The sequence below is a fragment of the Hymenobacter sp. UYCo722 genome (genome assembly GCF_040547115.1).
Taxonomy (GTDB): Bacteria; Bacteroidota; Bacteroidia; order Cytophagales; family Hymenobacteraceae; genus Hymenobacter.
In genome coordinates this window covers 66,366-89,544 of sequence record NZ_JBEPPC010000006.1, presented here as the reverse complement: position 1 = coordinate 89,544, position 23,179 = coordinate 66,366, and the positions used below count along the sequence as shown (strand labels likewise).

At 62.8% G+C, this 23,179-nt stretch carries 15 protein-coding genes; 1 reads left to right on the top strand and 14 read right to left on the bottom strand.

Features of this window, described 5'->3' with window-relative positions:
• Positions 1–35 precede the first annotated feature (35 nt).
• Positions 36–911 carry a TspO-related membrane protein gene (locus ABIB44_RS14705; protein ID WP_354585407.1) on the top strand — a complete coding sequence of 292 codons (876 nt, stop codon included), beginning with the start codon at positions 36–38 and terminating at the stop codon, positions 909–911.
• Positions 912–988: 77 nt separating this feature from the next.
• On the opposite strand, the gene ABIB44_RS14700 is transcribed toward ABIB44_RS14705, so the two are convergent.
• From ABIB44_RS14700 to ABIB44_RS14635, 14 genes are all read right to left on the bottom strand, one after another.
• A complete protein-coding gene (locus ABIB44_RS14700) occupies positions 989–3,502 on the bottom strand; it encodes a TonB-dependent receptor (RefSeq protein ID WP_354585406.1) in 2,514 nt (837 codons plus the stop codon).
• Between the two features lie 192 nt (positions 3,503–3,694).
• Positions 3,695–4,525 (bottom strand): 50S ribosomal protein L11 methyltransferase, encoded by an 831-nt coding sequence (prmA, locus tag ABIB44_RS14695; RefSeq protein WP_354585405.1) that lies wholly within the window; start codon positions 4,523–4,525, stop codon positions 3,695–3,697.
• Between the two features lie 334 nt (positions 4,526–4,859).
• Positions 4,860–6,275 carry a hypothetical protein gene (locus tag ABIB44_RS14690; RefSeq protein ID WP_354585404.1) on the bottom strand — a complete coding sequence of 472 codons (1,416 nt, stop codon included), beginning with the start codon at positions 6,273–6,275 and terminating at the stop codon, positions 4,860–4,862.
• Complete coding sequence (locus ABIB44_RS14685) at positions 6,254–7,015, bottom strand: ABC transporter ATP-binding protein (protein ID WP_354585403.1); 762 nt, start codon at positions 7,013–7,015, stop codon at positions 6,254–6,256. Before ABIB44_RS14685 ends, ABIB44_RS14690 begins: the two co-directional genes overlap by 22 nt.
• Before the next feature lie 162 nt (positions 7,016–7,177).
• Positions 7,178–7,525, bottom strand: a complete 348-nt coding sequence (locus ABIB44_RS14680) for a 7(1) septoil knot domain-containing protein (protein ID WP_354585401.1) — start codon at positions 7,523–7,525, stop codon at positions 7,178–7,180.
• A 98-nt stretch (positions 7,526–7,623) separates the two neighbouring features.
• Entirely contained in the window at positions 7,624–8,388 is a 765-nt protein-coding gene (gene tpiA / locus ABIB44_RS14675) for a triose-phosphate isomerase (protein WP_354585400.1), read from the bottom strand.
• 170 nt (positions 8,389–8,558) lie between these two features.
• The gene (locus ABIB44_RS14670; RefSeq protein ID WP_354585399.1) at positions 8,559–9,986 is read right to left on the bottom strand and encodes a T9SS type A sorting domain-containing protein; all 1,428 of its coding nucleotides are present in this window, start codon (positions 9,984–9,986) and stop codon (positions 8,559–8,561) included.
• A 121-nt stretch (positions 9,987–10,107) separates the two neighbouring features.
• Positions 10,108–10,938 (bottom strand): glycoside hydrolase family 16 protein, encoded by an 831-nt coding sequence (locus ABIB44_RS14665; protein WP_354585398.1) that lies wholly within the window; start codon positions 10,936–10,938, stop codon positions 10,108–10,110.
• 189 nt (positions 10,939–11,127) lie between these two features.
• Positions 11,128–12,009 carry a glycoside hydrolase family 16 protein gene (locus ABIB44_RS14660; RefSeq protein ID WP_354585397.1) on the bottom strand — a complete coding sequence of 294 codons (882 nt, stop codon included), beginning with the start codon at positions 12,007–12,009 and terminating at the stop codon, positions 11,128–11,130.
• Positions 12,010–12,070: 61 nt separating this feature from the next.
• On the bottom strand, positions 12,071–13,354 hold the full coding sequence (locus ABIB44_RS14655) for a PKD domain-containing protein (RefSeq protein WP_354585396.1): 1,284 nt from the start codon (positions 13,352–13,354) through the stop codon (positions 12,071–12,073).
• 88 nt (positions 13,355–13,442) lie between these two features.
• Complete coding sequence (locus tag ABIB44_RS14650; protein ID WP_354585395.1) at positions 13,443–14,969, bottom strand: RagB/SusD family nutrient uptake outer membrane protein; 1,527 nt, start codon at positions 14,967–14,969, stop codon at positions 13,443–13,445.
• A gap of 27 nt (positions 14,970–14,996) precedes the next feature.
• Entirely contained in the window at positions 14,997–18,170 is a 3,174-nt protein-coding gene (locus tag ABIB44_RS14645; RefSeq protein WP_354585394.1) for a SusC/RagA family TonB-linked outer membrane protein, read from the bottom strand.
• Between the two features lie 67 nt (positions 18,171–18,237).
• Entirely contained in the window at positions 18,238–20,469 is a 2,232-nt protein-coding gene (locus ABIB44_RS14640) for a beta-glucosidase family protein (protein ID WP_354585393.1), read from the bottom strand.
• 600 nt (positions 20,470–21,069) lie between these two features.
• Positions 21,070–23,067 (bottom strand): 7TM diverse intracellular signaling domain-containing protein, encoded by a 1,998-nt coding sequence (locus ABIB44_RS14635; RefSeq protein ID WP_354585392.1) that lies wholly within the window; start codon positions 23,065–23,067, stop codon positions 21,070–21,072.
• Positions 23,068–23,179: the final 112 nt, after the last annotated feature.

The window sequence follows — 23,179 nt, the reverse complement described above, 5'->3', positions numbered from 1 at the left end:
CTGCTTACGTAGTTGAACGCATAATTCTTTTCTGCATGCCCCTCGCCGCCACCGCTCCCGACCACTACGCCCCTCCCCGCCATTCGGTCATCGGCCGGGCCTGGCGCTGGCTCACGGCGCTTGCCATTATTGGGGCCATCGCCGTCAATGCCTACTCCGTACTGCGTCCGTTTGCCGGGCAGACGCAGGCGGTAGTTTCGGCCAAATACCCCACGCTGCTCACGCCGGCTGGCAATGCGTTCAGCATCTGGGGGGTGATTTTTCTGACTTTACTGATTTATGCGGGCTGGCAACTGCTGCCCGCCCAGCGGCAGCTTTCCTTGCCCGATGCGCTGGCCAAGCCCCTCACGCTGGCCAGCGTGGGCCTGGGGGCTTGGGTGGTGCTATTTGCGCATGAGCTGATTGTTCCCAGCGCGGGCGTCATGCTCCTGATTCTGGCCAGCACGGCCGTGGCCTATGGCCGCGCCCGGCGGCGCATTTTTGCCGATGCCGCGCCCCGACTGGCCGGGGTGCCGTTCTCGCTGTTGCTGGGTTGGCTTTCGGTAGCGGCGGTTATCAACTTCACCATTGCCATTCGCACCCTGGGCTGGCAAACGGCTGACGGGGCTTCCGTCACCCTCACGCTGGGGCTGATAGTAGCCGTGGTGGGGCTGGGGCTACTGATGAGCCGCGTGTTTCGCGACTTGGTGTTTCCGGTGGTGGTAGCGTGGGCGCTGGTGTGGGTGTGGGTAGCGCGGTTGCGCGAAATCCCCGAGTTGGGCTGGGCTGCACTGATTGGAGCAACCGTCGTGGTTATCGGGGGCTTCATCTTTTCCCGGCTGGGCGGCCGCAAAACAACCTGGCAGCTGCGCGACGAAGCCGCCGCCGCCGCCGAGGCCGAAATTGCTGCCCGCAACGCCGCCCGCGAGTAAACGCCTGGTTGCGATAAAAAGCAGAACCCCGGCTGGCGCGCGCCAGCCGGGGTTCTGCTTTTGGCGGCTTCTTCGCCTTATTTCTCTTTCACGCTGAAGGTGCTGCTGCCCCGGCCGGGCTGGCCACCGCTGCCCAGGCCCTCGGCTACGGCCTCGAAGGTGCCGCCGCCATCGGCGGTGAAGAAGTGGACTTCGGCTTCGCCCTTGTCGTTGGTGCGCACCTCGGGGTTCCAGTACAGGGTGCTGGTACGGGGGTCGGCGGGTGGGTTAGTAAGCAGCGAGCTGTAGCGGGGCGAGTAGAACTCGCGCGCCGCATAAAAGCCGGGCAGCTTCACAACGGCTACGCCGGGGGCCAGGGCCTTGTCGGCACCGCGGTAGTTGGGGTTGGCCCGCTTGGTATAGATGGCAATGGCCCCGCCGCTATTGCCGAAAATAGCGGCTTCATTGCCCTTAAACACTTCAATCGACTCAATATCACTGGTTGAAAGGGTGTTGATGACATCAGCATCGACGCGCTGGCCGTCGAGAATAAACAGCGGACTGCCCTGGTTGCGAATCTGAACCGTCATGTTGGGCGGCGTGCCGCTGACGGCCAGGCCCGCTACCCGGCCCTGAAGCATTTGCAGCACATTGGCCCCGGTTTGCATATTGGGCTCGTTGGCGAAATTGATGACGGTGCCGCCGGTAGCCCCGTAGAGGCGGCGCGGGTCGTCGCGCGGCACTGCTTCGCGCTTGGCAGTTACGGCCACGTTGGCCAGGTTGATGCTGCGCATGGCGCGCTCGGGGTGCAGGTCGAGTTCGGCGGCCTGCACCTGGCGGCTGCGCCGCACGAGCGTGGACACGGCCGCCGGGGCCGCCGAGAGCGCCGGCAGCAGGGGCAGCGGCTGGGCGGCTGGCACGGGCCCGGTGTCGGGCAGAATGAGCACGTTGGAGCCGCCCTGCGCCCGGCGCGCCTGCAGGGTAATCAAGGCCGTGTCGCCCACCGGAAAGCCCACGAAGGCAAATCGCCCATCGGGCCCGGTAGTGGCCGTCGTGATGTTCTTGGTCGGTTTGGTTTGCAGAAACGTGAGCTGGCTGTTGGGGATGGGGCGCTGGCCGTGCTCGCTCACGACCTGGCCCACTAGGCTCAGCTCCTGCTCGGGCCGAAACTGCAGGGCCGGAGCCTGGCCGGCCAGCACAGTCTTCCACACGAAGCGCCGCCAGCCTTGGGTCAGCAGCAGGTCGTCGAGGTGCTGAGCGGTGGCGGCCGAGGGTGCGCGGAAGTAGTAGCCCGGGCTCTCCACGTAGCCGGTGAGGTCGGAAGTGAGCAGCAGATTGGAGGCGATGGTTTCGGCATTGGGGTCGAGGGCCCCCAGGGCGGCATCGTTCACGCCCAGCGAGAGGGTGGCGGCTACCGGCTGGCCGGCGGCATCGGCTACGCGCACGGTGAGCTGCACGGGGGCGTGGGCCCCGTAGCTGGGCTGGTCGGGGGTGATGCTCACGCGCAGGCCGGCGGCCTGGTTCGGCACGAAGGCCAGGCGCTCGGCCCTCGGCGTGCCGGTGGCATCGAACAGGGTAAAGTGCGCGATGCCGGCCGGGTAGTTCTTCTTGGGCATGCGCCAGGCGGCGGGTACGTCGCCTACCAGCGTGCGCGGGCCGGGGTAGGCCACCACGCCCCGCACCTGCGTGAGCAACTGCACCGGGCCGGGGGCCGGTGCCCCGGCCGGGCCCCGGTAACGCGCTTCGACCAGGAAGTTTTCGCCGCCATCCACCACATGCAGCGAGTAGCCGGCGGGCTGCGCGGCCGGCAGCGGGTAGTCGGCGGTGCTGCCGTCGGGCAGCGTCACGCGGGCGTGGTAGCGCTGGCCGGCTCCAGGCACCAGCCCAAAGCGGCCCATGCCGGCGTGGCGGCTGGCAAAGGTGTTCAGCACCGCGTTCTGGGCATTCAGCAGCTGGCCGCGCACGTTCAGGCCCCGGCCGCTGGCATCCGTAGCCTTGAAGGCAACCACGGCGGGCAGGCCCTCAATCAGGTCGCCGCCTTCGGCGAAAAACTGCACGTCGGGGCGGGCGGCGGCGGCAGCGCGGGCCTTGCCGGCGGGCGTGGTGGGCGCGTTTGGCTGCACGGCCTCCTGCGGGCCCACGGGCGAGGCCGGCCAGATGCTCAGCCGGCGGCTGTACACGAACTCGTCGCCGGCGTTGCGCATCCAATTGGTGTAGGCGCGCAGCACGTAGGTGCCGGGGGCCAGCGTGTCGGCAATCAGCAGGTCGCCGTTGGTGCGGCCGCCCTTCAGGCGCAGGGTGCGGCGGGCCACTACGCGCTTTTCGGGCGAGAGCAAATCGACGTGCAACACCTGGCTGAGCGAATCGAGCCGATGCTGGGCGGCATCGACTATGTAGGCGCTGAACCAGATGGTTTCGCCGGTGCCGTACACCGGGCGGTCGAGGTGCAGGTAGGCTTTTTCCTGGCGGGCGGCCAGCAGGTAGTCGTTCAGCTGGCGGGCCACGCGGGGCAGCAGGCCATCGTCGGGAGGCAGCCGGCGGAAGGCGCTGAGGCCTGCCGCCAGGGCCAGCATAGTCAGAAACAACAGTTGTTTGGCGCGAGCAGCGGGCATGAGCATGGGGAAATCACCGGCGGCCATAAAGCCAGCCAACGAAGAAAGGACGAGATTACGCCGTAAAGATGGCGACACTGTGAAGGGTGTACGCCCACGCTGCTCCTGGCTACCGCCAGCAAAGCCGGCAGCAATCAGGCCGGCTTTCAGGTGAGGTGCCCACAGCAGTAGCCCAGTTGCGCGCCTGGCGCGCTACTCCTTTTCGAACACCGCCGATACCCAGCTGCGCAGAGTGCGGTGGCGCTGGTAGCGCAGGCCGTACTTGCTGGCCTCAGCCTGGATTTTGGGCAGGTCCTCCTCGTAGAAGCCGCTGAACAGGATGGGGCGGCCCACGGGCAGTAGGCGGGCGTACTCGTGCATGTCTTCGAGCAGCACGTTGCGGTTGATGTTGGCCAGAATCAGGTCGAAGGGCTCTTCGTTGGCCAGCGTCTCCACGCCGCCCAGGCGGCACTCGATGCCGTGGCAGTTGTTTTCGGCGGCGTTGTCGCGGGCGTTTTCCACGGTCCAGGGCTCGGTGTCGACGGCCAGCACCTGGCGGGCCCCCAGCATTTCGGCCATGATGGCCAGGATGCCGGTGCCGGTGCCCATATCGAGTACGCGCAGGCCTTGGTGGCTCACGTCGAGTTGGTTTTCAATCATCAGGGCCGTGGTTTCGTGGTGGCCGGTGCCAAACGACATGCGCGGCATAATCACGATGTCGTAGTCGACGCCCGCTGGCTCGGGGTGGAAAGGCGCGCGCACCGACACCCGCTCGGCGATGATGAGGGGCTGAAAGTTCTTCTCCCACTCAGCGTTCCAGTTCTGGCGGGTAATCACGCGGTGCGAATGGCTCAGCTCGCCCTGGCCCTCGTAGCGGCTCATGATTTCGGCCACCGCGTCGGGGTTGAATACATCCTCCGTCGTGTAAGCCTGGAAGCCCTCGTCGGTATCCTCAAAAGTGTCGAAGCCTACTTCGGCCAGCTCGGCCACCAGAATATCGGCCAGCTCGCGCGGGGCCTCGACGGTCAGTTCAATAAAATCCATCTTGTTTGAATAAAGAATGAGCAAGGAAAGGCCGTCATGCTGAGCGCAGTCGAGGCATCTCTACCGCGTAAGTAATTATACTTGTTCCCGAATAAGCAATAACAAAAAAGAATGTCATGCTGAGCGTAGTCGAAGCATCGCTACCGCTTCGTCGCTCCGATTAGATTACTTGCGCGGTGGAGATGCCTCGACTGCGCTCAGCATGACCGCCAAATTGATGCTTTTCAGTATTTTGGAACAAGTCTATTCAGTTACTATTGCAGTAGAGATGCTTCGGCTACGCTCAGCCTGACGTTCCTTTGCTCTCGTTAAGGTGTAAAGGTCGCCCAAAAAATTAGGCCCCGATGCCGCGCCACAGCTTGCGGCGCAGGGGGCCGTCGTTGCGCAGCACCGCCTGGATGGGCCAGTACGCCGAGGCGGTTACGACCAGTGCCAGCGCAATACGCGCCCACCACCACGGCAGGAAGTACAGGGCCACGGCAATTGCCATCGTGCACAGGCTCATCATCGTGCTCACGTTGTTGCGCATGTTGGCGAAATCGACGGCGCGGGTGACGGGCTTGCTTTGGTAGAGGCTACCCCAGAGCCCGACGCTGAGCATGGCCACCGTGCCCAGGGGAAGCAGGCCCAGCATCCACCACTTTTCGGCGGGGAAAAAGGCCAGCAGCAGTCCGGCCGAAAGCAGGCTGTCGACGACGACGACTGGCCCGGTGAGGCGCAGATAGAGTGCCAGCACCCGCCGGGTAAGCCCCGTACGCTGCACCTCGTTGGCTACGATGGTTCGCAGGAAGCCAAACAGGTTATTGTTCACATAAGTGAAGCCCACGGCCGGCAGAAAGGCGAAAAAGAAAGCCGCGAAGAACCCAGTCCGCTGCGAGTCGCCCTGGCGCGCCAGTAGGCCGGCCCCAACCACGATGACTATTTTGAAGACCAGGCCAATCAGCAGCGGCAGCCACGCTTTGCGCACGTACACCTTCCACTCCGGCGAAAGGCGGTCCAGCAGCTGGCCCGTGGCCGTGGGCGCGGCCGTGGGCGCCGCATCGGGCAGGTAGCGGGCGCTGAAGTACGGTCCCAGCCAGTAGAGCTGCGCCGCGCCCAGCAGCCAGGGCAGCACGGCCATGCCCACGCCCAACGGCTTGTTGTAGGGCGCTTCGGGGTGCGCCAGCCACCACAGCATTAGGCCCAGGCTGGCCAGGTGGGCCAGCATAAGCGGGTGCTGCCAGCGGCGCAGCGTGGCCAGCAGCCGCAGGTTGAAGCTGAACACGGTGGCCCCCAGCATCAGCAGCAGGCTGAAGCCGGGCACGACGGCGTTGGCCGGAGCCACCGCCATGGCCATCAGCAGGGTGATGATGATGAGCAGGCGGCGCAGGGTTATCAGGTTCAGCAGGAAAGCCGCGGCCGCGTTCCAGCGGGGCGATACCGGGAAATGCTCCGGCAGCACCCGCGTTACCGGCCGCAGCGTGGGCAGAAAATCAACTAGCAGCGCTGAAGCCAGCCAGGCAACATTCAGCCCCACCAACATGCCGGGGCTGAAAGCGGCCGGTTCGTCCGCAGAGCCAGCGTGGTTCAGCAGGGTGCCCAAGCCGGCCCCGTAGGCCAGCCCCAGCCCCAGCAGTAACAAGGATACGGCGCGCTCGCCACCGTCGGCGGGCCACACGACGTCGCGCAGGCGGCGGCGCAGCAGGTAGGGTAGGAAGTGGCCGAGCTGGCCGCCGGTAGCGGTGGGCGCTAGCGTTGCGAAGTCAGCCATGTCAGGTCCTGGGCTTGGTTGGTGGCGGGGTGCAGCAGCTGGAGCAGGGCATCGCCGAGGGCGGCGCGCTCGCCGTGGGCGAACTCCTCCATTGTGCCCCAGAACTTCACTTCGCTCTCGTCAATTACCAGCAAATGGGTGGCCAGCTGCTCGATATGGCTCAGGTTGTGCGACGAGATAAAGGTGAGGGCCTGCGGCTGGTAGCTGCGCAACAGGCTCAGCACGCGGTCGGCGGCAAACACGTCGAGGCCATTGAAGGGCTCGTCGAGAATCAGCAGCTCGGGGCGGTGCAGCAGGCACGAGGCAATGGCCACTCGCTGCTTCATGCCGGTCGAGAACGAGCTCAGGCGCTTGCGGCGCACGGTGTCGTAGTCCTCCAGCAGGTGGGCCAGCAGGCTTTGGATGCGCGCCTGGGCATCGGGCAATTCGTAGATGCGGGCCACAAACTGCAAATACTCCTCGGCCGTGAGCTCCTCCACGAGGTAGCCCTGGTTCACGAGCGCGCCCATGCGGCGCTTCACGGCCACCGGGAAGGTTTCGCCCAGCGCCTGGCCGTCGATGATAAGCTGGCCGCTGGTAGGCAGCAGCACGTTGGTGAGCAGGTTGAAGAGCGTGCTTTTGCCCGCGCCGTTGCGGCCCAGCACGCCCACGCACATGCCGGGGCCGGCCGTCAGACTCAGGTCGCGCAGCACGGTTTTCGGCCCGAAGGATTTGGTGAGATTTTGTAAGGTTAATTCCATGGAAAGGTGGAAGGAGTCGGAAAGGATAAGCGTGAAAACAGCACGTCATGCTGAGCGCAGCCGAAGCATCTCGCGTGCAATAGTGACTCAATCGCTCGCACGACCAAATCATTACTATTGCAAGCGAGATGCTTCGGCTGCGCTCAGCATGACGTTCTTAACCTACTGCCGGCAGCCGGCAAACGAGCGCACCGTGGTGTAGTGCATGCTGAAATCGGCCCGGCTACGGTCCGTGACCACCAGCAGCACGTAGTCGGCAAAGTCGCGGGCGGGGGCATCGGCCCACAGCCCGGGTTTGTCGGCAAACAGCTTGTTCTGCTCCTTGAACACCAGCACGTCGGCGAAGGCCTCCTCCGGCTCCACGTACACCGTGCCGAAGCAATAGCCGCGCCGCGCCGGGTCGGTTTCGAGGTACACCGAGCCGAAGATTTTGCACGGCTCCAGGGGGCCGGCGGCCGGGGCTTTGGCGGGCGCGAGGGCGAGGAGGAAAGCGAGGAGGAACGAAAGCATTTCAGAAGGGTTGCGGGGTGAATGGTGCGGGTTGAATGTCAAATGCAGTGCCGCACTGCATCTGCAACTCAACCCGCAACCCTAAAAATTCAACATTTCTAAAACGCCTCGATAATGGTGGTGAAGTCGGCCGCTTTCAGCGAGGCCCCGCCGATGAGGCCACCGTCCACGTCGGGCTGGGCAAAGAGCTCCTTGGCGTTCTGGGCATTGGCCGAGCCACCGTAGAGGATGGTGGTGTTCAGGGCGGCTTCGCCGTCGTAGGCGCGGGCAATGCGCTCGCGAATGAAGGCGTGTACCTCCTGCGCCTGGGCGCTGGTGGCGGTGCGGCCCGTGCCAATGGCCCAAATGGGCTCGTAAGCCACCACCACCTGCGCAAACTCCTCGTTGCTGAGGTGAAATAGCCCGTCGGCCAGCTGCTTGCCGATATAATCAAAGGTCTCGTCAGCCTCGCGGGTTTCCAGCGACTCGCCCACGCAGAAGATGGGCTTGAGGCCAGCGGCCAGGGCGGCTTTCAGCTTCTGGGCCAGCAGGTCGTCGGTTTCGTGGAAGTATTGGCGGCGTTCCGAATGGCCCAGAATCACGTATTCGCAGCCCACCGAGGCCAGCATGCGCGCCGACACCTCGCCGGTGAACGCGCCGCTTTCCTTCTGGTGGCAGTTCTGGGCGCCGAGGTGGAAGCCGCTGGCGGGTAGGTGCTGCTTCACGCCTGCCAGGTAGGGGAAAGGCACGCACAGCACCACCACGGGCGCGCCGGGCGCGGCCACGGCCGGGCCGGCCAGGGTGATTATTTCGGTTACCAAAGCCTGGCCCTCGGGGTAGGTCAGGTTCATTTTCCAGTTGCCGGCAACAAGTTTCTGGCGCATAGTGAAGTGGTTCGGGAGATGATAAAATTGGAGCCCGCAAAGCTAGGGGCAAACCGTGGTTGCTGGCAGATTGCTGGCAGATTGCTGGCGCGCGTTGCCGATGTGCGCCAAAAGCAAAGCCCCCGCCGAATCCGGCGGAGGCTTGCTGGCAAAATGCGGAAAGGTAACTCCTACTCCACGCTCAACGGGCGGCTCAGGGCCACGCCGTCCACGGTCAGGCGGCAGGTGTAGAGGCCGGGAGCCAGCTTGGCGGCGTTCAGCTCGGCGGTGTGCTGGCCGGCGGGGCGCTGCTCACCGCTCAGCAGATTGGTGACGCGGCGGCCCAGGTTGTCGTACACGGCCAGGCTCACGATGGCGGCCTTTTTCAGGCTGAAAGGCAGCTGCGTCATACCCGAAGTCGGGTTGGGGTAAGCCGGGGCGAATGCCGCGAAATCGGAAGCAACGACGCGGGTGGCGGTGGGCACAAAACCCACTAGGCTCGGACCGTAGAAGTCGTCGAGGTACACCTTGCGGCGAGTGGTGGTGTTGGGCGAAATCAGCAGCACAATCTCGTTCACGCTGGTGTTGGCAGTGCCACTGGGGGTGTTCACCCAGTTGAAGCTCAGGTTTTCCCAGGCGTTGGTGGCGGTGGTGATGGCGGTGTATTCCGAGTTGCGGCCGGCGGGGTAGTTGGTGGCCCCGGCCACGGTCGAGTCCTGCAGCGTAATCTGGAAGGCAATACCGGGAGCGGTGCTGAATACCCGCAGGGTCATGTGCAGGGTGTTGTCCTTGAAGTTGGTGACGTCGTTGATGGCCGCACCGCGGGGCTGCATCACAAACGAGTCGTACTGGTTGGTCGAGCGGGTGTAGCGGGCCACGCGGGCGCTGGGGTTGCCGGTGCCCGGCGCGTTATTGAGCGTATCCAGCTTCAGGCCGCCCGAGGTTTTGTAGGCGATGTACTTGATGACGCGGGTGCCGTCGTAGTTGTCGTATAGCTGGCGCACGGCCAGGTTGGTCGGCGGAGCCACGGCCAGCAGCTCGGGGCCCATAATGTCGTCGAGGAAATAGGTACCCGTGCCAGTGGTACCGGGGGCAATCTGAAAAAGCATCTGGTCGATGTCGGTCGCCGTAACGGTGGCATCGAACTGGCCACCAGCGGCTGGGCTGGGCGTGAAGGTGAGGACTTCCCAGGCATTGGCCACGGTCGTCACGGCCGTGAACTCGGTGCCGAACTTACCGGTAGGGTAAGCCGCCGTATTCAGGCGGCTGTTTTGCAGCACTACGCCCACGGTTACGCCCGCGGCGGGGCTGCGGAACTTCACGCTGATGCGCTTGGCCCCGCCCACTTTATAGGGCGTAACATCGGCCATTTTGGCGTTGTTGGGCTTCACCACCAGCACGGAGTATTGGCCAGCGCCACGCATGTAGCTGGCGCAGGTAGTGCTGGTGTTCACGGGGTTGGAGCCGGGGTTGGCCGCGTTCTGCACCAGGGTGCCCTCCACAACGGGGTAGGATACCAACCGGGTGGTTTCGAAGTTGTCGTACAGCGTCTGGGCCGAGGCCGTCGCGCCGCTAGCTGCCAAGACAGCCGTGCAAATCAGTTTCGTAAAATTGCTCATCGTAAGGTGGGAATTAGGGTGAAGTAATGAGGTGTCAGCTGTCAACGGTGAATTACCAACGGTTAGCGGGGATTGTAGGCAGATGGCTTCGAGCCATTCACCATTAATCGTTAACCGTTATCTAGGATTTGCTCATTTGGTAAAACCGCACGTAATCCACCAGCATTTGCTGGGGGAAGGCGGCTTCGTCGATGCCCTTCAGGCCACCCCATTCGCCACCCACGGCCATGTTGAGCAGCAGATGAAAGGGCTGGTCCCAGGGCCAGGTTTCCCAGCCGGTACCCTCGTTGCGATGCGCGAAATACAGCTGGCCGTCAATTTGGGCCGTAATGGTTTCCGGCGTCCATTCCACCGAATACACGTGGAAGGCCGAGGTGGCATCGGGCAGCTTGGTGATGCCCGACTTCTGGGTGTTGATGCGGAAATAGTAGGCCTTGCAGTGCGTGGTGGCGTGAATCACGTTCGGGTCGTAGCCCACATGCTCCATGATGTCGATTTCGCCGTTGTCGGGCCAGCTCATGTTGCCGTAGCGGTTCTTGTCGGGCAGCATCCAGATGGCGGGCCAGGTGCCGCGCGCCCCCGGAATCTTGGCGCGAATCTCGAAGCGCCCGTAGAGCTGGCTGCCGCCTTTGCCGCGCGACACCAGCCGCGCCGACGTGTAGGCATTGCCGGCCATCAGCGCCTCCTTGCGGGCTTCGATGATGAGGTTGCCGCCTTCAACGCGGGCGTTTTCGCGGCGGGCTTTGGTGTAGTACTGCTCTTCCTTGTTGCCCCAGCCCGAGCCGCCCACATCGTAGGTCCACTTGGTCGAGTCGGGCAGGCCGGCGTAGTTAAACTCGTCGCTCCAGGCCAGCTTTTTGAACGTGTAATGCGCGGCGGCTGGTGGTTGCGGTGCCGTCTCACCGAAAATACGGCTTAGGAGCAGCAGGCCCGGGAGTAGGGTTGAAATCATAGAAGGATTGAAAGAGAAAAGTCGGGCGGGCTGCCAGGCATTGGCACACCACCCATCGGGGGTAGCCGCGTCTGGTCTCACCGTGCCAGACGCAGCCACCACCCTATCCGGCAGGCTGTTTTGTTCCCACCAAGCTTCCTGCCGGAATAACAGGCAATCAATTCATTAAAATGCGTAAGCGGTGGGGGCTTACTTGTACTGCAGGTAGCGCACGTAGTCCACTTCCATTCGCTGCGGAAACACCGTCGAGCCATTGGGACTGCCCAGGAAGTCGCCGCCCACGGCCACGTTCAGAATCGCGAAAAACGGATTGTTGAAAGGGTAGGAGCCCCCGTTCACGTCGCTGGGCGTGAAGGTGAAGTACAGGTTGCCGTCGAGGAAGAAGCGCATCTGGTCCTTGCTGCGCACCACGCTGAACGTGTGGAACGCATCGGAGAAGTTGCCGCTCGACAGCACCTGGTCGGGACTGCCCTTGAGGGAGCGGGTGCCCGAGGTATTGGCAAAGTGCATGGTAGTCAGGATTTTGTTGGGCTCCTGGCCGCGCAGCTCCATAATGTCAATCTCGCCGCACTTGGGCCAGTTGTTCGTGTCGATGTCGGCTCCCAGCATCCAGATAGCCGGCCAGATGCCCTGGCCCTGCGGCAGCTTGGCGCGCACATCAATGCGCCCGTACTTGAAGGTCTGCTTGCCCTTGGTGAGCATGCGGGCCGAGGTGTAGTCGCGGCCACCCTGGGCCTGGCGCTTGGCCTCAATCACGAGGTTGCCGTTGTTGATGTAGGAGTTTTCGGATGAGCTGGTGTAATACTCCAGCTCGTTGTTGCCCCAGCCGCCGCCGCCGAGGTCGTAGCCCCACTTGGCGGGGTCGATGGCGTTGCCCGAGAACTCATCGTTCCACACCATTTCGGTGTATTGGGAGTAGTCGCGCGGGTCGGCGTTCACCTCCGCCGCTACCGGCGTGGGGGCGGGCGTGGGCGTCGCCTTCTTTTCGGTGCAGCCAGTCAGGCTTAGGGCCAGCGCCAGGCTGGCCCCGGCCCAGGGGCGTAAGGCGGTGTTTTTCAGGAGATTTTTCATGAATACAGTAAGAATATCTCGCCCCGGATAGTTCGGGCGGGGAATAATTTGAGTCGGGTAATTACTTAACTACGAACTTCATGGTGAACACCAGCGAACCGGTCGAGCTGCCAGCGCGCAGCAACATGTGCTGGTTGTCAATTTCCAGAATGCGGTAGATGCGGTCGGGTGCGTCGGTGACGCCGATAACCGGCATGGGCGTGGCCGGAGCCAGCTCAAACTGCGCTTTGCCCGCGCCGGTGGCCGCGCCAAAGGTGAAAGTGGTATTGTTGGTACGCGGGGCCTGGCAGCCGCCGGTGGCCCCGGCCACGAAGGTTTCGGCCTTGGCATTGTATTGAAACACGTTGCCCGCCGTGAAGGTGAACTCGTCGTCGGCCTGGCAGGGAGGCAGGCTGCCGGCGGCCCCGCCGGCGTAGTAGCCCGTGGGGTCGGCATCGCTCGGGCCTACCACAATGGTGGCGGCCACGCTGTTGTCCAGCTTCCAGGTGCGCGACGAGCCGCCGGTCAGCAGCAGCTTCACGCGGTCGATGGCCGAAAGCTGGGGGATGTAGGTGATGACCGTGAAGGTGCCGTCGGGGTTGGTGCCGCGCAGGCGCAGGCGGGCCGCCGACACTTCCACGATGTCGTAGGTTTTGTTCACCACCGAATCCGTTACGCCAATAAACGAGCGTTTGGCTTGCAGCACAATCTGGCCCAGGCCCGCGGTGGGCTTGTAGATGAAGCTGGAATTGGGGTTGCGCGCCGCGCCGCAGGTGCCGTTCGAGAAGGTCTGGCCGGCGGCTCCGCCTGCGTCGTAGCTGTATGTGTAGTTGCTGGCGAAGGTGAACTCGTCGTCGAGCTGGCAGGCATTGAGGCTGCCACCCGTGGCGGGTGTCGAGCTGAAGACCGTGGTGCCGTCGGCGGCCAGGCGCACGATGGCTCCGGGCTGGTTCGAAATGGTCCACGAGGTGGCCCCGTTACCGCTGCAAGCCGTGAGGCCCGCGAAGCCGGCGTTGGTGCAGGGCGAAGGCACTACCACGTTCTGAACGCTGGAGGCCGACCCGCCGCTGCCGGCCGAGGTGAGCTGCACCTTGTATGTGCCGCCGCGCTGGTAGGTATGGGTCACGTCGGACGCCGACGAAACGCCCGTGCCGTCGCCAAAGTCCCACTGGTACAGAAAGCCGTTCTGGGTGTTGTTCTTAAATGTAACCACCACCGGAAACTGGCTGGCATTGACGGTAGCGGTGAATCCAACCGTTGGAATAGGGCCTTCGAGCTTGGTGTCTTCGCCTGCTTTTTTGCAGGAAGCCAGCAGCAGCGGGGCCGATAAAAGCGCGAAGGCTGCCGCGCGGATGATATTTTTCATGAGGATACTAATGCGGTGGGAATTTGAAAAAAAGAAGCGTTGGGGCTTGCCCGCGCCGGATAGCGGCGCAGGCAAGCCCTCGGCCCGGCTAGTAGCCGGGGTTCTGCTTCAGGCCGGGGTTGGCGTCGAGCTCCGACTGCGGGAGGGGCAACACCAGGTTTTTCTCGGTGGGTACGCCCCGCGTAATGCCCAGCGTCTTGAGATAGGCGGCCTGGGCCGTCATCACCGGAATCAGGCCATTGGGGGTGCCGTTGTAGCGTTTCAGGTCAAACCACCGGTCAAACTCGAAGGCCAGCTCGTACTTGCGCTCCCGCAGCACGGCCGAGGTAAAGTCGGGGGTGTTGGCCGCCAGGTCGCGGGCCGAGGCCGCATCGATGGGCAGCCCAAAAGCGCGGCGACGCACTTTGTTGATAGCTTCAAGGCCTTCCGTATTGGGGCCCACGGCTTCGGCCAGAATTAGGTACATCTCGGCCAGGCGCAGCACGGGCACGTTCAGCGGCGAATCCCAGATGTTGGTGTTCACCTTGCCCACAAACCACTTGCGCACGTTGTAGCCAAAGGGCGAGCCCGTGGCCCGGGCCGACTGCACTTTGCCGTCCGGAAACACGTCGCCGGGCACAAAAATGGTGGCTTCCTTGCGCTTGTCGCCCGCCTCGTAGCCGTTCACGAAATCGGGTTCCGGGATGTTGAAGCCGTAGCCGCTGCCGGGGGTCTGGTTGGCACCGCGGGGCCCGAAGAATTCGTTCATCGCGGAGCCCACTTGGTTGCGGTCGTATTCGTTGCGGCCGTTCACATACTGCACTTCAAACAGCGACTCTTTCGCGTTATTGTTCTCGTTGGCTACCTTAAAGTTGTCGGCGTAATTGGCCCACATCGTTTTGCCCGAGCCCGAAATAACCGCCCGGGCCTGTACCGCCGCTTCTGCTTTTTTGCCTTCGGTGATGTACACCTTGGCCAGCAGGCCGGTGGCGGCCCACTTGGTGGCACGGCCCAAATCGGCCCCGGAGTAGGAGCCCGGCAGGTTGCCAATGGCGGCAATCAGGTCTTTCTCAATCTGGGCGTACACCTGCGACACCGGCGTGCGCGGAATGTTGACTTCGGCCGGAGTGGAGGGTGGGGCCGTGAACAAGGGTACGTCGCCGTACACCCGCACCAGGTCGAAATAGAACTTGGCCCGCAGAAACTGCGCCTCGCCCAGGCAGCGGTTCTTAATGGCCGCGTCCATGTCAATGCCCGGCACCTTTTGCAGCACCAGGTTGGCGCGCTGCACGCCGATGAACGAGCCGCCCCACAGGCGGTTGACTACGGGGTTGGTGCTCGGAATGCTGAAAGCTTCCAGCTGCTTGTACTCGATGCCGTCGTTGCCATCGTCGCCGCCCGTAACGGAGTTATCGGCCATGATGTCGAAGGCCCACATGGCGAGGTTGTACTGGCCTTCCTTGGTTAGCTCGCTATATGCCGCATTAGTGGCCTGAATGGCATCTTGCTGGGTTTTATAGAAGTTCGCATCCGTTATCTGGTCAACGGGGGCTTCTTCCAGAAACTTCTCGCCGCAGCCGGCCAGCAGCCCCAAGGAGAGCAGGAAGGCGGCACAGGTAATTTTTGAAATAGTCATGATACTGGAGGTGGGAAGTTGAAGGAATTAGAACCCGACGTTGATGCCGCCCATGAACACGCGCGTCTGCGGATAGATGCCCAGGTCGACGCCGCTGGCGCTCACCTCGGGGTCGAAACCGGTGTACTTGGTCAGCGTTGCCAGGTTCTGGGCCGTCACGTACAAGCGAATCTGGGAAGCCGAAATGCGGCTCAGCACACTGCGCGGCAGCGTGTAGCCAAACGTCAGGTTCTTGAGGCGCACGTACGAGCCATCCTCGATGTAGTGGGTCGATACCCGCAGGTTGTTGTTGGGGTCGCCGTTGATGGCCCGGGGCACGTCGTTGCTGGTGTTGGGGCCCGTCCAGCGACCCAGAATGCGGGTAGTGCCGTTGGTGGTGCTGTACAGGGCGCTCTCCGTGATGTAGCGGTTGAGGTTGTACACGTCGTTGCCCTGCACGCCCTGCACGAAGAAGCTCAGGTCGAAGTTCTTGTAGTTAAACGTATTAGTGACGCCAAACGAGAAATTCGGGTTCGGATTGCCAATAAACTGGCGGTCGGCATCGGTGATGACACCATCGCCGTTCAGGTCCCGGAACTTGATGTCGCCGGGGGCCGTGGCGTTCGACTGGTAGTAGTCGCCCTTGGCCGGGCCGGACTTCGCCCCGGCGTTCAGGGCCGTCAGCTCTTCCTGGGTCTGAATCAGGCCATCGGCCACGTAGCCGTAGAACGAGCCAAAGGCCTGGTTGATGTCGTAGCGCACGATGGTGCCGCTGAGCGAGCCCAGCCCGTTGTAGGGAACCCCGGCACCCAACGACTCCAAGCGGGTTTTATAGGCCGACACGTTCAGGGTGGTCGACCAGTTGAAGCCACCCTCAACCCCAACAAAGTTGCGGGTGGTGATTCCTAAATCGACGCCCCGGTTGTAGGCGGAGGCAGCATTGCGGTTCACCGACTCGTAGGTACCCGACACGAGAGAAGGTGGCACGCCGGCAATCAGGTTGGGCGAGTTGCGGTTGTAGAGGTCCAGGCTGGCCTCGATGCGGTTATCCAGGAAGCCCATGTCGAGGCCCACGTTGGTCTGGTCGTTGTATTCCCAGCGCAGCTCGCTGTTTCTCAGGCGGGTTGGTGCGCCGCCCGTGTTAATGGCTCCATCAGGACCGAAGGGGTAGGTAGCGCCGAAGTTGATGGAGTAGAGGTAGGCGTAGCGGCCGGCGTTCAGCTCGTTGCCCACCCGGCCGTAGCCGGCCCGCAGCTTCAGGTTGCTAATCGTGCTGTTGCCCTTCAGGAAGTCCTCCTCCGAAATGCGCCAGCCCACCGATGCTCCGGGGAAAATACCGAATTTTTGGCCGGGCTGGAAGCGCGAGGAACCGTCGCGGCGCACCGTGGCCTGGAAAATATACTTGCCGCCGTACTCGTAGTTGAGGCGAGAAAAGTAGCTGGCTAGGCGCCGGGGCTCATCCACGGTGCCGCCGTTGGAGAGCAGGGTGTTGATGGGGCCGGAGTTGATGGTTTGCAGGTCGTTGCGCAGGTACAGCGACCGGTTGGCCGCTACATTGCTGAAGTTGAACTCCTGCGCCGACTGGCCCACCAACAGCGTTACCTGGTGCTTATCGCCAAAAAGACGGTCGTATGAGGCCGTGTTCTCAATCAGGTAGGTAGGAGCGTAGCTGGCGTTGGCCGAGCCGCCCGCCGTGATGTAGCGCTGCGTGTAGCCGGGCAGCTCCGGGCCTTTGGGCGCAAAGCTGTTGAAGTTGTCGAAGATTAAATCAGCACCCACGTTGGTGCGGAAGCGCAGGCCTTTCAGCGGCTCCAGCTCGGCGTAGAATGTGGTGATGGCCCGGTTACGGGTGAACTTCTGATTGGTCCGCAGCGCCGTCGCCAGCGGGTTTTCTTCGGTGAAGTTGTCCGACGCACTATTGGGCTGGTAGTAGTAGCCATCGGGCCGGTACGCCTGCACCGTGGGCGGGATGCGCAGCAGTTGCTGCACAGCACCATATTCCCCGTTATTGGTCGACACCTGGCGGTCACTTGAGTGGGTCAGGGCGATGCTATTGCCGATTTTAAGCATTTTGCCAATCTGAACATCGCCGTTGGCCCGAATCGTGAAGCGCTCGAAGTTGGTGCCTACGATGATGCCGTCCTGCTGGAAATAGGTGCCCGACAGCGCGTAGCGCGCCTTTTCGCTGCCACCCGTGGCCGACAGCGAGTAGTTCTGTATTTGCGCTTTGCGGAATAGCAGGTCCTGCCAGTCGGTGCCCACGCCCAACGAAGCGGGGTCCCGGAGCTTATCCAGCGCAATGGGCTTGCCAGCCGCAATCAGCGACTCGTTATTGATGGTCGCATATTGCTCCGCATTAAGTAGGCTCAGCTTGCGCGTAATGGACTGCACGCCGCGGTAAGCATCCAGGTTGACAGTTGCCTTGCCGGCTTTGCCGCGCTTGGTGGTGATGATGACGACGCCGTTGGCGGCTCGTACGCCATAGATGGCTGTGGCCGAGGCATCCTTCAGGATATCTATCGATTCGATATCATTCGGACTGATGGAAGTCAATTCGTTGTTCGTCGCGTTGCCGTTGCCATCAACTCCGGCCGGCAATGGAAAACCGTCGACGACATACAATGGCGAATTGAAGCCGGCCGATGTGATGCCGCGCACCCGTACCGAGGTACCCGCTGCCCCACCCGGCGCGCCGCCGTTTGAAGTGATGGTAACCCCAGCCACTTTGCCTTGGATGGCTTGCGTAGCATCGGCCACTGGCTGCCGCACAATCTCCGCCGAATTCACCGACGAGATGGCCCCCGTCACGCTGCCGCGCTGCTGGGTGCCGTAGCCTACTACTACCACTTCGGTGAGCTGCTTGGCATCCTCGCGCAGCGAAATGGAATAGGCCGGAGCCCCAGCCGTCACGGCGGCCGTCTGGGTAGCGTAGCCCACAAAGCTGAACACCAGCGTGCTGCCCTCAGGCGCACTCAGCGTGAACATGCCGTCGGCGTTGGTGGTGGTGCCCACCGTAGTGCCGCGCACCAGCACGGTCACGCCGGGCAGGCCAGTTCCGTCGGAGCCGGTTACGCGCCCGTTCACGGGCACATCGGCCACGGGGCGGGCCAGGGCATGGATGGCCACCGGCGCGGCCGTTGCCCCCGCCATCGCGGGCAGGCTGCACGCCAGCAGCACGGCTGCGGGGCGCACAAGATTGGTTAAGTACACAGTTCTTTTCATGGTGGGCTGAAAGAGTGGTGGTTACAAAGTGGTGAGTTACAGAAATGATTTTCTTTGTCGGCGCGGTCTAACGGGCCGGGGTGAGGGCTCCGGTGCTACCGGGCACGGCGCTGCCGGCCTGGGCCAGCGGCCCGCCCGCGTAGCGGAAGCGCATGGTTTGGGCACCCACGCGCAGGGTGTACCAGCCGGGTTCGAGCTGGGGGCGGCCCTGGCCATCGGGGTAGCTCAGGTCGCGGCGCGGGTCGATGTCGAAGGCAAATTCGCGGCTCTGGCCAGCGGCCAGGGCTTGTTTTTCGAAATGGCGCAGTTGGCGCACCGGCCGCGCAATGCGGCCCACTTCGTCGGTCAGGAACCAAAGCACGGCTTCGTGGCCGGCGCGGGAGCCGGTGTTGGCCACGCGCACCGTGGCGCGCAGGCGGGCCGTCGGGCCGGTCAGCACCGAGTCGCTCAGGGCCAAGCCCGAATAAGCATAGGTGGTATAGCTAAGGCCCTCGCCAAATTCCGTCAGCATCGAGCTCTTGTACTTGGCTCCGCGCTGCTCAAAGCCGGCCCCAAAGTCGCTCAGGTCGAGGCTGTTTTCGTTGTTGTCGTGGTGGTAGTTCGTGGTGTGCCCGGCAAACTGCGGGTAGGTGAAGGGCAGCTTGCCGTTGGGGTTGGTCGTGCCGCTGATGATTTCGGCCAGCGCCGTGCCGCCGCCGTAGCCCGGCAGCCCCGCCCAAATAATGGCCAGCGAAGCTTCCGCCACCGGCCGGATGATGTTCGGCCGCCCGCCAATCATTATCAGTACCGTGGGCCGGCCACTGGCCTGGGTCGTGCGCACCAGCTGCTGCTGGTCGTCGGGCAGGGTTAGGTCCGAGGTATTGCCCAAGCCCTCCGTGTACGGGCGCTCGCCCAGCGCCAGTATCACGGCATCGGCCCGGCGGGCGGCGGCGGCAATGGGGGCCAGCGCCAGCTTACCGGCCGGGGTATAGTAGGGCAGGGTCTCGACGGTCGCCTGCGGGTACTCGCGGCGCAGGGCTTCGAGCAGGGTCGGTACGTCTTTGGGGTAGGCAGCTTCGGGGCGGCCCTGCCAGGCCAGTGTCCAGCCGCCGCACAGGTTGGCGCGCGAGTCGGCCGAAGGGCCCACTACCAGCAGGCGCTTCACGCGGGCGGGAGCCAGGGGCAGGGTATTTTTCTCGTTTTTCAGTAGCACCACGCTTTCGCGGGCGGCGGCCGTGGCCTGGGCGCGCAGGGCGGGGTCGCCGATGCGGCTCAGCCGGTCGGCGCGGGGCATGGGGTTCTCAAACAGGCCGATGTCGTCCTTCATCTGCAAAACCCGACCGGCCGATAGGTCGATGCGCTCCTTGGTCAGGCGACCTTCCTGCACCAACTCCTTCACGATGCCGCAAAAGGTGGTGGTGTAGGGCGTCATGGCCATGTCCACGCCTGCGTCGATGGCCATCCAGGTGGCTTCTTTCTCGTTGGCGGCCACCTTCTGGATGCGAACCAGGCGAATGATATCCTCCCAGTCAGTCACGGCCACTCCCTTAAAGCCCATCTGCCGCCGCAACAGGTCGGTCAGAATGGCTTTGGAGGCGTGCACGGGCTCGCCATTGATTTCGCCCGAATTAATCATGATGGATTTCAGTCCGGAATCGATTGCAGACTGAAACGAAGGCCGGAAGAACTCCTGCAGCCGCTGGTCGGGGATGAGGGCATTCGTGCGGTCCCAGCCGTTGCGCGGGTCGGAGTAGCCCAGAAAGTGCTTGCCGCAGGCGGCTACCTTATAAGGAGCAATCTCGGAGTTGTTTTGCAGCTCTTTCACGAAGGCCGCGCCCATAGTGGCTGCCACCAGCGGGTCTTCCCCGTACGTTTCGTAGAAGCGCGGCCAGTACACGTTTACACCCAGGTCGAGTACCGGGGCAAATACCCAATGGTGGCCCAGGTCGGCCGATTCGAGTACAGTGGCGCGGGCCGTCTGGCGGGCTAGCTCGGGGTTGAAGGTGGCCCCAAGGTTAATGTTGTGCGGGAAGATGGCCGTACCACTCACGTAGCTGGCCCCGTGCATGTGGTCGATGCCGTAGATGATGGGAATGTGCAGGCGCGATTCGCGCATCGAAATGCGCTGCAACATAGCCGAGTAGCGCACCCATTGGGCTGCTGGTACGGCCTCGCCGTTCAGGAACGAGCCGATATGAAAATTCCGTACCAGCGTAGCCACCTTGGCCGAGTCCAGCGCCACGTCTTTCTGCACCCCGGTGGGGTTGATGGCCGTGTTGGCCAGTTGGGTCATCTGTCCGATTTTCTCTTCCAGCGTCATTTGAGCCAGTAGCTGCCGTACGCGGGGGCTAAAGGTGGCTACCGGGATTTCGTTGCTGATGGCAGCAGGGGAAGCAATAGTAGAGGCCGGGGGCGTGGCTGCGCTCGCAACGGGAGCAGCAGCGCGTTGGCAAGCGGCGAGCAGCGCCCCTACCATAAGCAGCGCACTGAAGCCCGCCCGCCAGTGCAAACGATACGAGGAATTTCCGCCAGTCCGAATCGAACGATGGTTGTAAAGCGAGTTAAGCACAGCGTACAGGTGGGAGTTGTAGCCCAAATGTATATGCGTGTGTTTTGAATTACAAGTGAGAAAACACGCTTAACAGCCTAAAAACAGGGTTTTTGTGATTGAAGGCACCAGACGCTTTACGCTTGCTGCACACGCCGGACAGGGCCATTAGTTGCCCAGCAGTTCGAATAGACTGTTTTGCGATTTTCAGTTGACAGGCTAAAAAACAACAAAAAAAATGCGTTTCATTCGAAAAAAAACTGGCTCAAAAGAAAATAGTGTTTATACTATCTCTACTTAGGACAGATATGCATATTTGCCGTTCAAAAAGATGCTGATTTCACTGCAAACGATGCCGGTAGCTGCCGGGCCCTATGCTTGCGCTTCAGAGGCTTCCAATTCCGACGTTTCGATATCGGCTGTGGCATCGAGGAGTACGTGGGTCCAAGGTTCGCCCTCTTCGTAGTCGGGGGCTTGGCGACGGCGCTGCAGGGCGGCCAGTACCTTCTGGGCGAATGCCCAAGTGGTGGCTGGGCGAAGCTCCAGCACCCGGGCCAGCTCGGCGGGTGAGTAGCTGCCGCGGTGCGCGTGCAACAAAAACACCGCATAGAGCGCCTTGACAATGGAGAACTTGCATTTTTGCAGTATCGTGCCCGTAGTAGCCGACTCGACGTAGCGGCAGCGGGTGCAGCGGTGGGCATAGGGCTCGCGGGCCTCGCAGCTTTTTTCGTGGCCGCATTTGCGGCAGTGGTAGGGGTGGGTGGCCCATTTCAGGTCGGCCAGGTAGCGTAGGCAGGCATCCTTGTCGGGGTATATCTGGCTGAACTCGCCGAAGTCGACTTCCCGGGCTTCGATGCGGGCCGCTTTTTCGGCGTGCAGGTCCTGGCTCAGCTGCTGGTTCAGCATCGCAATGGCGTCGGACTGCAGTGCCAGCAAGCCATTGGCTTCCAGTAGCTCACGATTTCGGGCGGCCACGGTTTCATGCTGTTGGCGCAGCTCGGCCGTGCGCTCGGCCACCTGGGCTTCGAGTTCAGTGTTGAGCTGGTCCTTTAGCAGCTGGTTTTCGTGCAGCTGCTCTACCAGGCGGTTTTGGGCCTGGTGTTTTTTGCGCATCTGTTTTAGGAGGCGCTGCTGGGCGAGCAGGGTGAGGTCCATCAGGCCTTTCAACTTTTCGCCCAGCGCGTAGCTCAGTATCACGACTTCAAGCACGAAAGCCGAATTGAGGCTATACACCGTGTAGGCATTGTTGTAAAACTCAAAGCCCAGCTTGCGCGAAATGAGGAATACCAGGCTGATGGCTACCAGCGCCTGCGCCAGCAGCAGGTAGCGGGCAGGCTTCAACCCATCCCGGTAGGCCTGCCACCCGGCGTAGTACAGCAGCCCGTAGGGCAGCATGTATAGCCAGAAGCTGAAACCGGAATGTACTAAGCCCACATCGAGCATCAGCAGGGCCGCGCTGCAACCCAGTACCCATCGGCCAAAGCGGTGCAGGGCCGGCAGGCGCGAGGGGGTATCGAGAAACCGGCTGGCGTAGGTGCCAAACGTGAGCAGCAGTAGGACCGGAGCCGCCGCCCCGATGAAGTGGTTGAAGCCCGGCGCGTTCGGCCACAGGTACTGGAAGCCCAGGCCATCTTCCGACAAAAACAGCAGCGCTCCGCTCAGCACGTACAGAACGTAGTAGAAGTAGGTGCCCTCCTGTAAAAAAAAGTACAGGATGAGGTTGTAAACCACCATGATGAGCAGGATGCCGTAGAAAATGCCCAGCAGCCAGTATTGCACCGGCAGCCCCGGAATCAGTTCCGCCCCACTGTGCACCATGGCCCGGAAGCTGGTTTTGGTATCGGAGCGCAGTCGGAGGTAATACGTCACCGTCTGGCCCGGCCGGGGGGGCAGGTTAAACAGGAAGTTTTTGTAGGGGTGGGGCCGGGTGGCGAAGGGAGTATTTGCCCCGGTGGCTATGCTGTCGTAGGCGGTGGTATTGCCCGCCCGGGGCCGGTAGAACACGACCTGCCCAATGTGCGAGTCGTACAGCTCCAGGTACCAGGCGTCGGATTCGACGGGGGCGTGGCGCACCGTGAGGCGCAGCCAGTAGTTGCTGCTCGTGTGCTGGATGTTGGGCGGTTGGCCCGAGCCGAGCAGCCGTCGAAACCGGGTGGCCCAGGCCGGGCTGCGCACATCGGCCAGGGTGAGGCGGCTGGTGGGGTCTTCCAGAATACTGTAATACTGGTCGTCGAGGTAAATTGAGGCCTGCCTGGGGTGCACCGTCAGCGTGTCTTCGGGTATGGTGGCGCGCGCGGGCACGGCCAGTAGCAGCAACCCGAGCAGCCCGCCCAGCGTCCAGGCAGCGGCAGCGCTGCTGGCGCGCCGCATTGCCGCTGTCCCCCGTTGCTTATGCCTGCTTAGTTGAGTGAGTAGCCACATACGGCCCCTAAAATACAACAGTCCGCCCTGCAAAATGCCGGACGGACTGTTCAGGAATAAA

Bases quoted from the DNA above. Each gene is read 5' to 3' on its own strand.
- ABIB44_RS14705 (WP_354585407.1), top strand. From the start codon at position 36: ATGCCCCTCGCCGCCACCGCTCCCGACCACTACGCCCCTCCCCGCCAT.
- ABIB44_RS14700 (WP_354585406.1), bottom strand. From the start codon at position 3,502: ATGCCCGCTGCTCGCGCCAAACAACTGTTGTTTCTGACTATGCTGGCC.
- prmA (WP_354585405.1), bottom strand. From the start codon at position 4,525: ATGGATTTTATTGAACTGACCGTCGAGGCCCCGCGCGAGCTGGCCGAT.
- ABIB44_RS14690 (WP_354585404.1), bottom strand. From the start codon at position 6,275: ATGGCTGACTTCGCAACGCTAGCGCCCACCGCTACCGGCGGCCAGCTC.
- ABIB44_RS14685 (WP_354585403.1), bottom strand. From the start codon at position 7,015: ATGGAATTAACCTTACAAAATCTCACCAAATCCTTCGGGCCGAAAACC.
- ABIB44_RS14680 (WP_354585401.1), bottom strand. From the start codon at position 7,525: ATGCTTTCGTTCCTCCTCGCTTTCCTCCTCGCCCTCGCGCCCGCCAAA.
- tpiA (WP_354585400.1), bottom strand. From the start codon at position 8,388: ATGCGCCAGAAACTTGTTGCCGGCAACTGGAAAATGAACCTGACCTAC.
- ABIB44_RS14670 (WP_354585399.1), bottom strand. From the start codon at position 9,986: ATGAGCAATTTTACGAAACTGATTTGCACGGCTGTCTTGGCAGCTAGC.
- ABIB44_RS14665 (WP_354585398.1), bottom strand. From the start codon at position 10,938: ATGATTTCAACCCTACTCCCGGGCCTGCTGCTCCTAAGCCGTATTTTC.
- ABIB44_RS14660 (WP_354585397.1), bottom strand. From the start codon at position 12,009: ATGAAAAATCTCCTGAAAAACACCGCCTTACGCCCCTGGGCCGGGGCC.
- ABIB44_RS14655 (WP_354585396.1), bottom strand. From the start codon at position 13,354: ATGAAAAATATCATCCGCGCGGCAGCCTTCGCGCTTTTATCGGCCCCG.
- ABIB44_RS14650 (WP_354585395.1), bottom strand. From the start codon at position 14,969: ATGACTATTTCAAAAATTACCTGTGCCGCCTTCCTGCTCTCCTTGGGG.
- ABIB44_RS14645 (WP_354585394.1), bottom strand. From the start codon at position 18,170: ATGAAAAGAACTGTGTACTTAACCAATCTTGTGCGCCCCGCAGCCGTG.
- ABIB44_RS14640 (WP_354585393.1), bottom strand. From the start codon at position 20,469: ATGACGCTGGAAGAGAAAATCGGACAGATGACCCAACTGGCCAACACG.
- ABIB44_RS14635 (WP_354585392.1), bottom strand. From the start codon at position 23,067: ATGCGGCGCGCCAGCAGCGCTGCCGCTGCCTGGACGCTGGGCGGGCTG.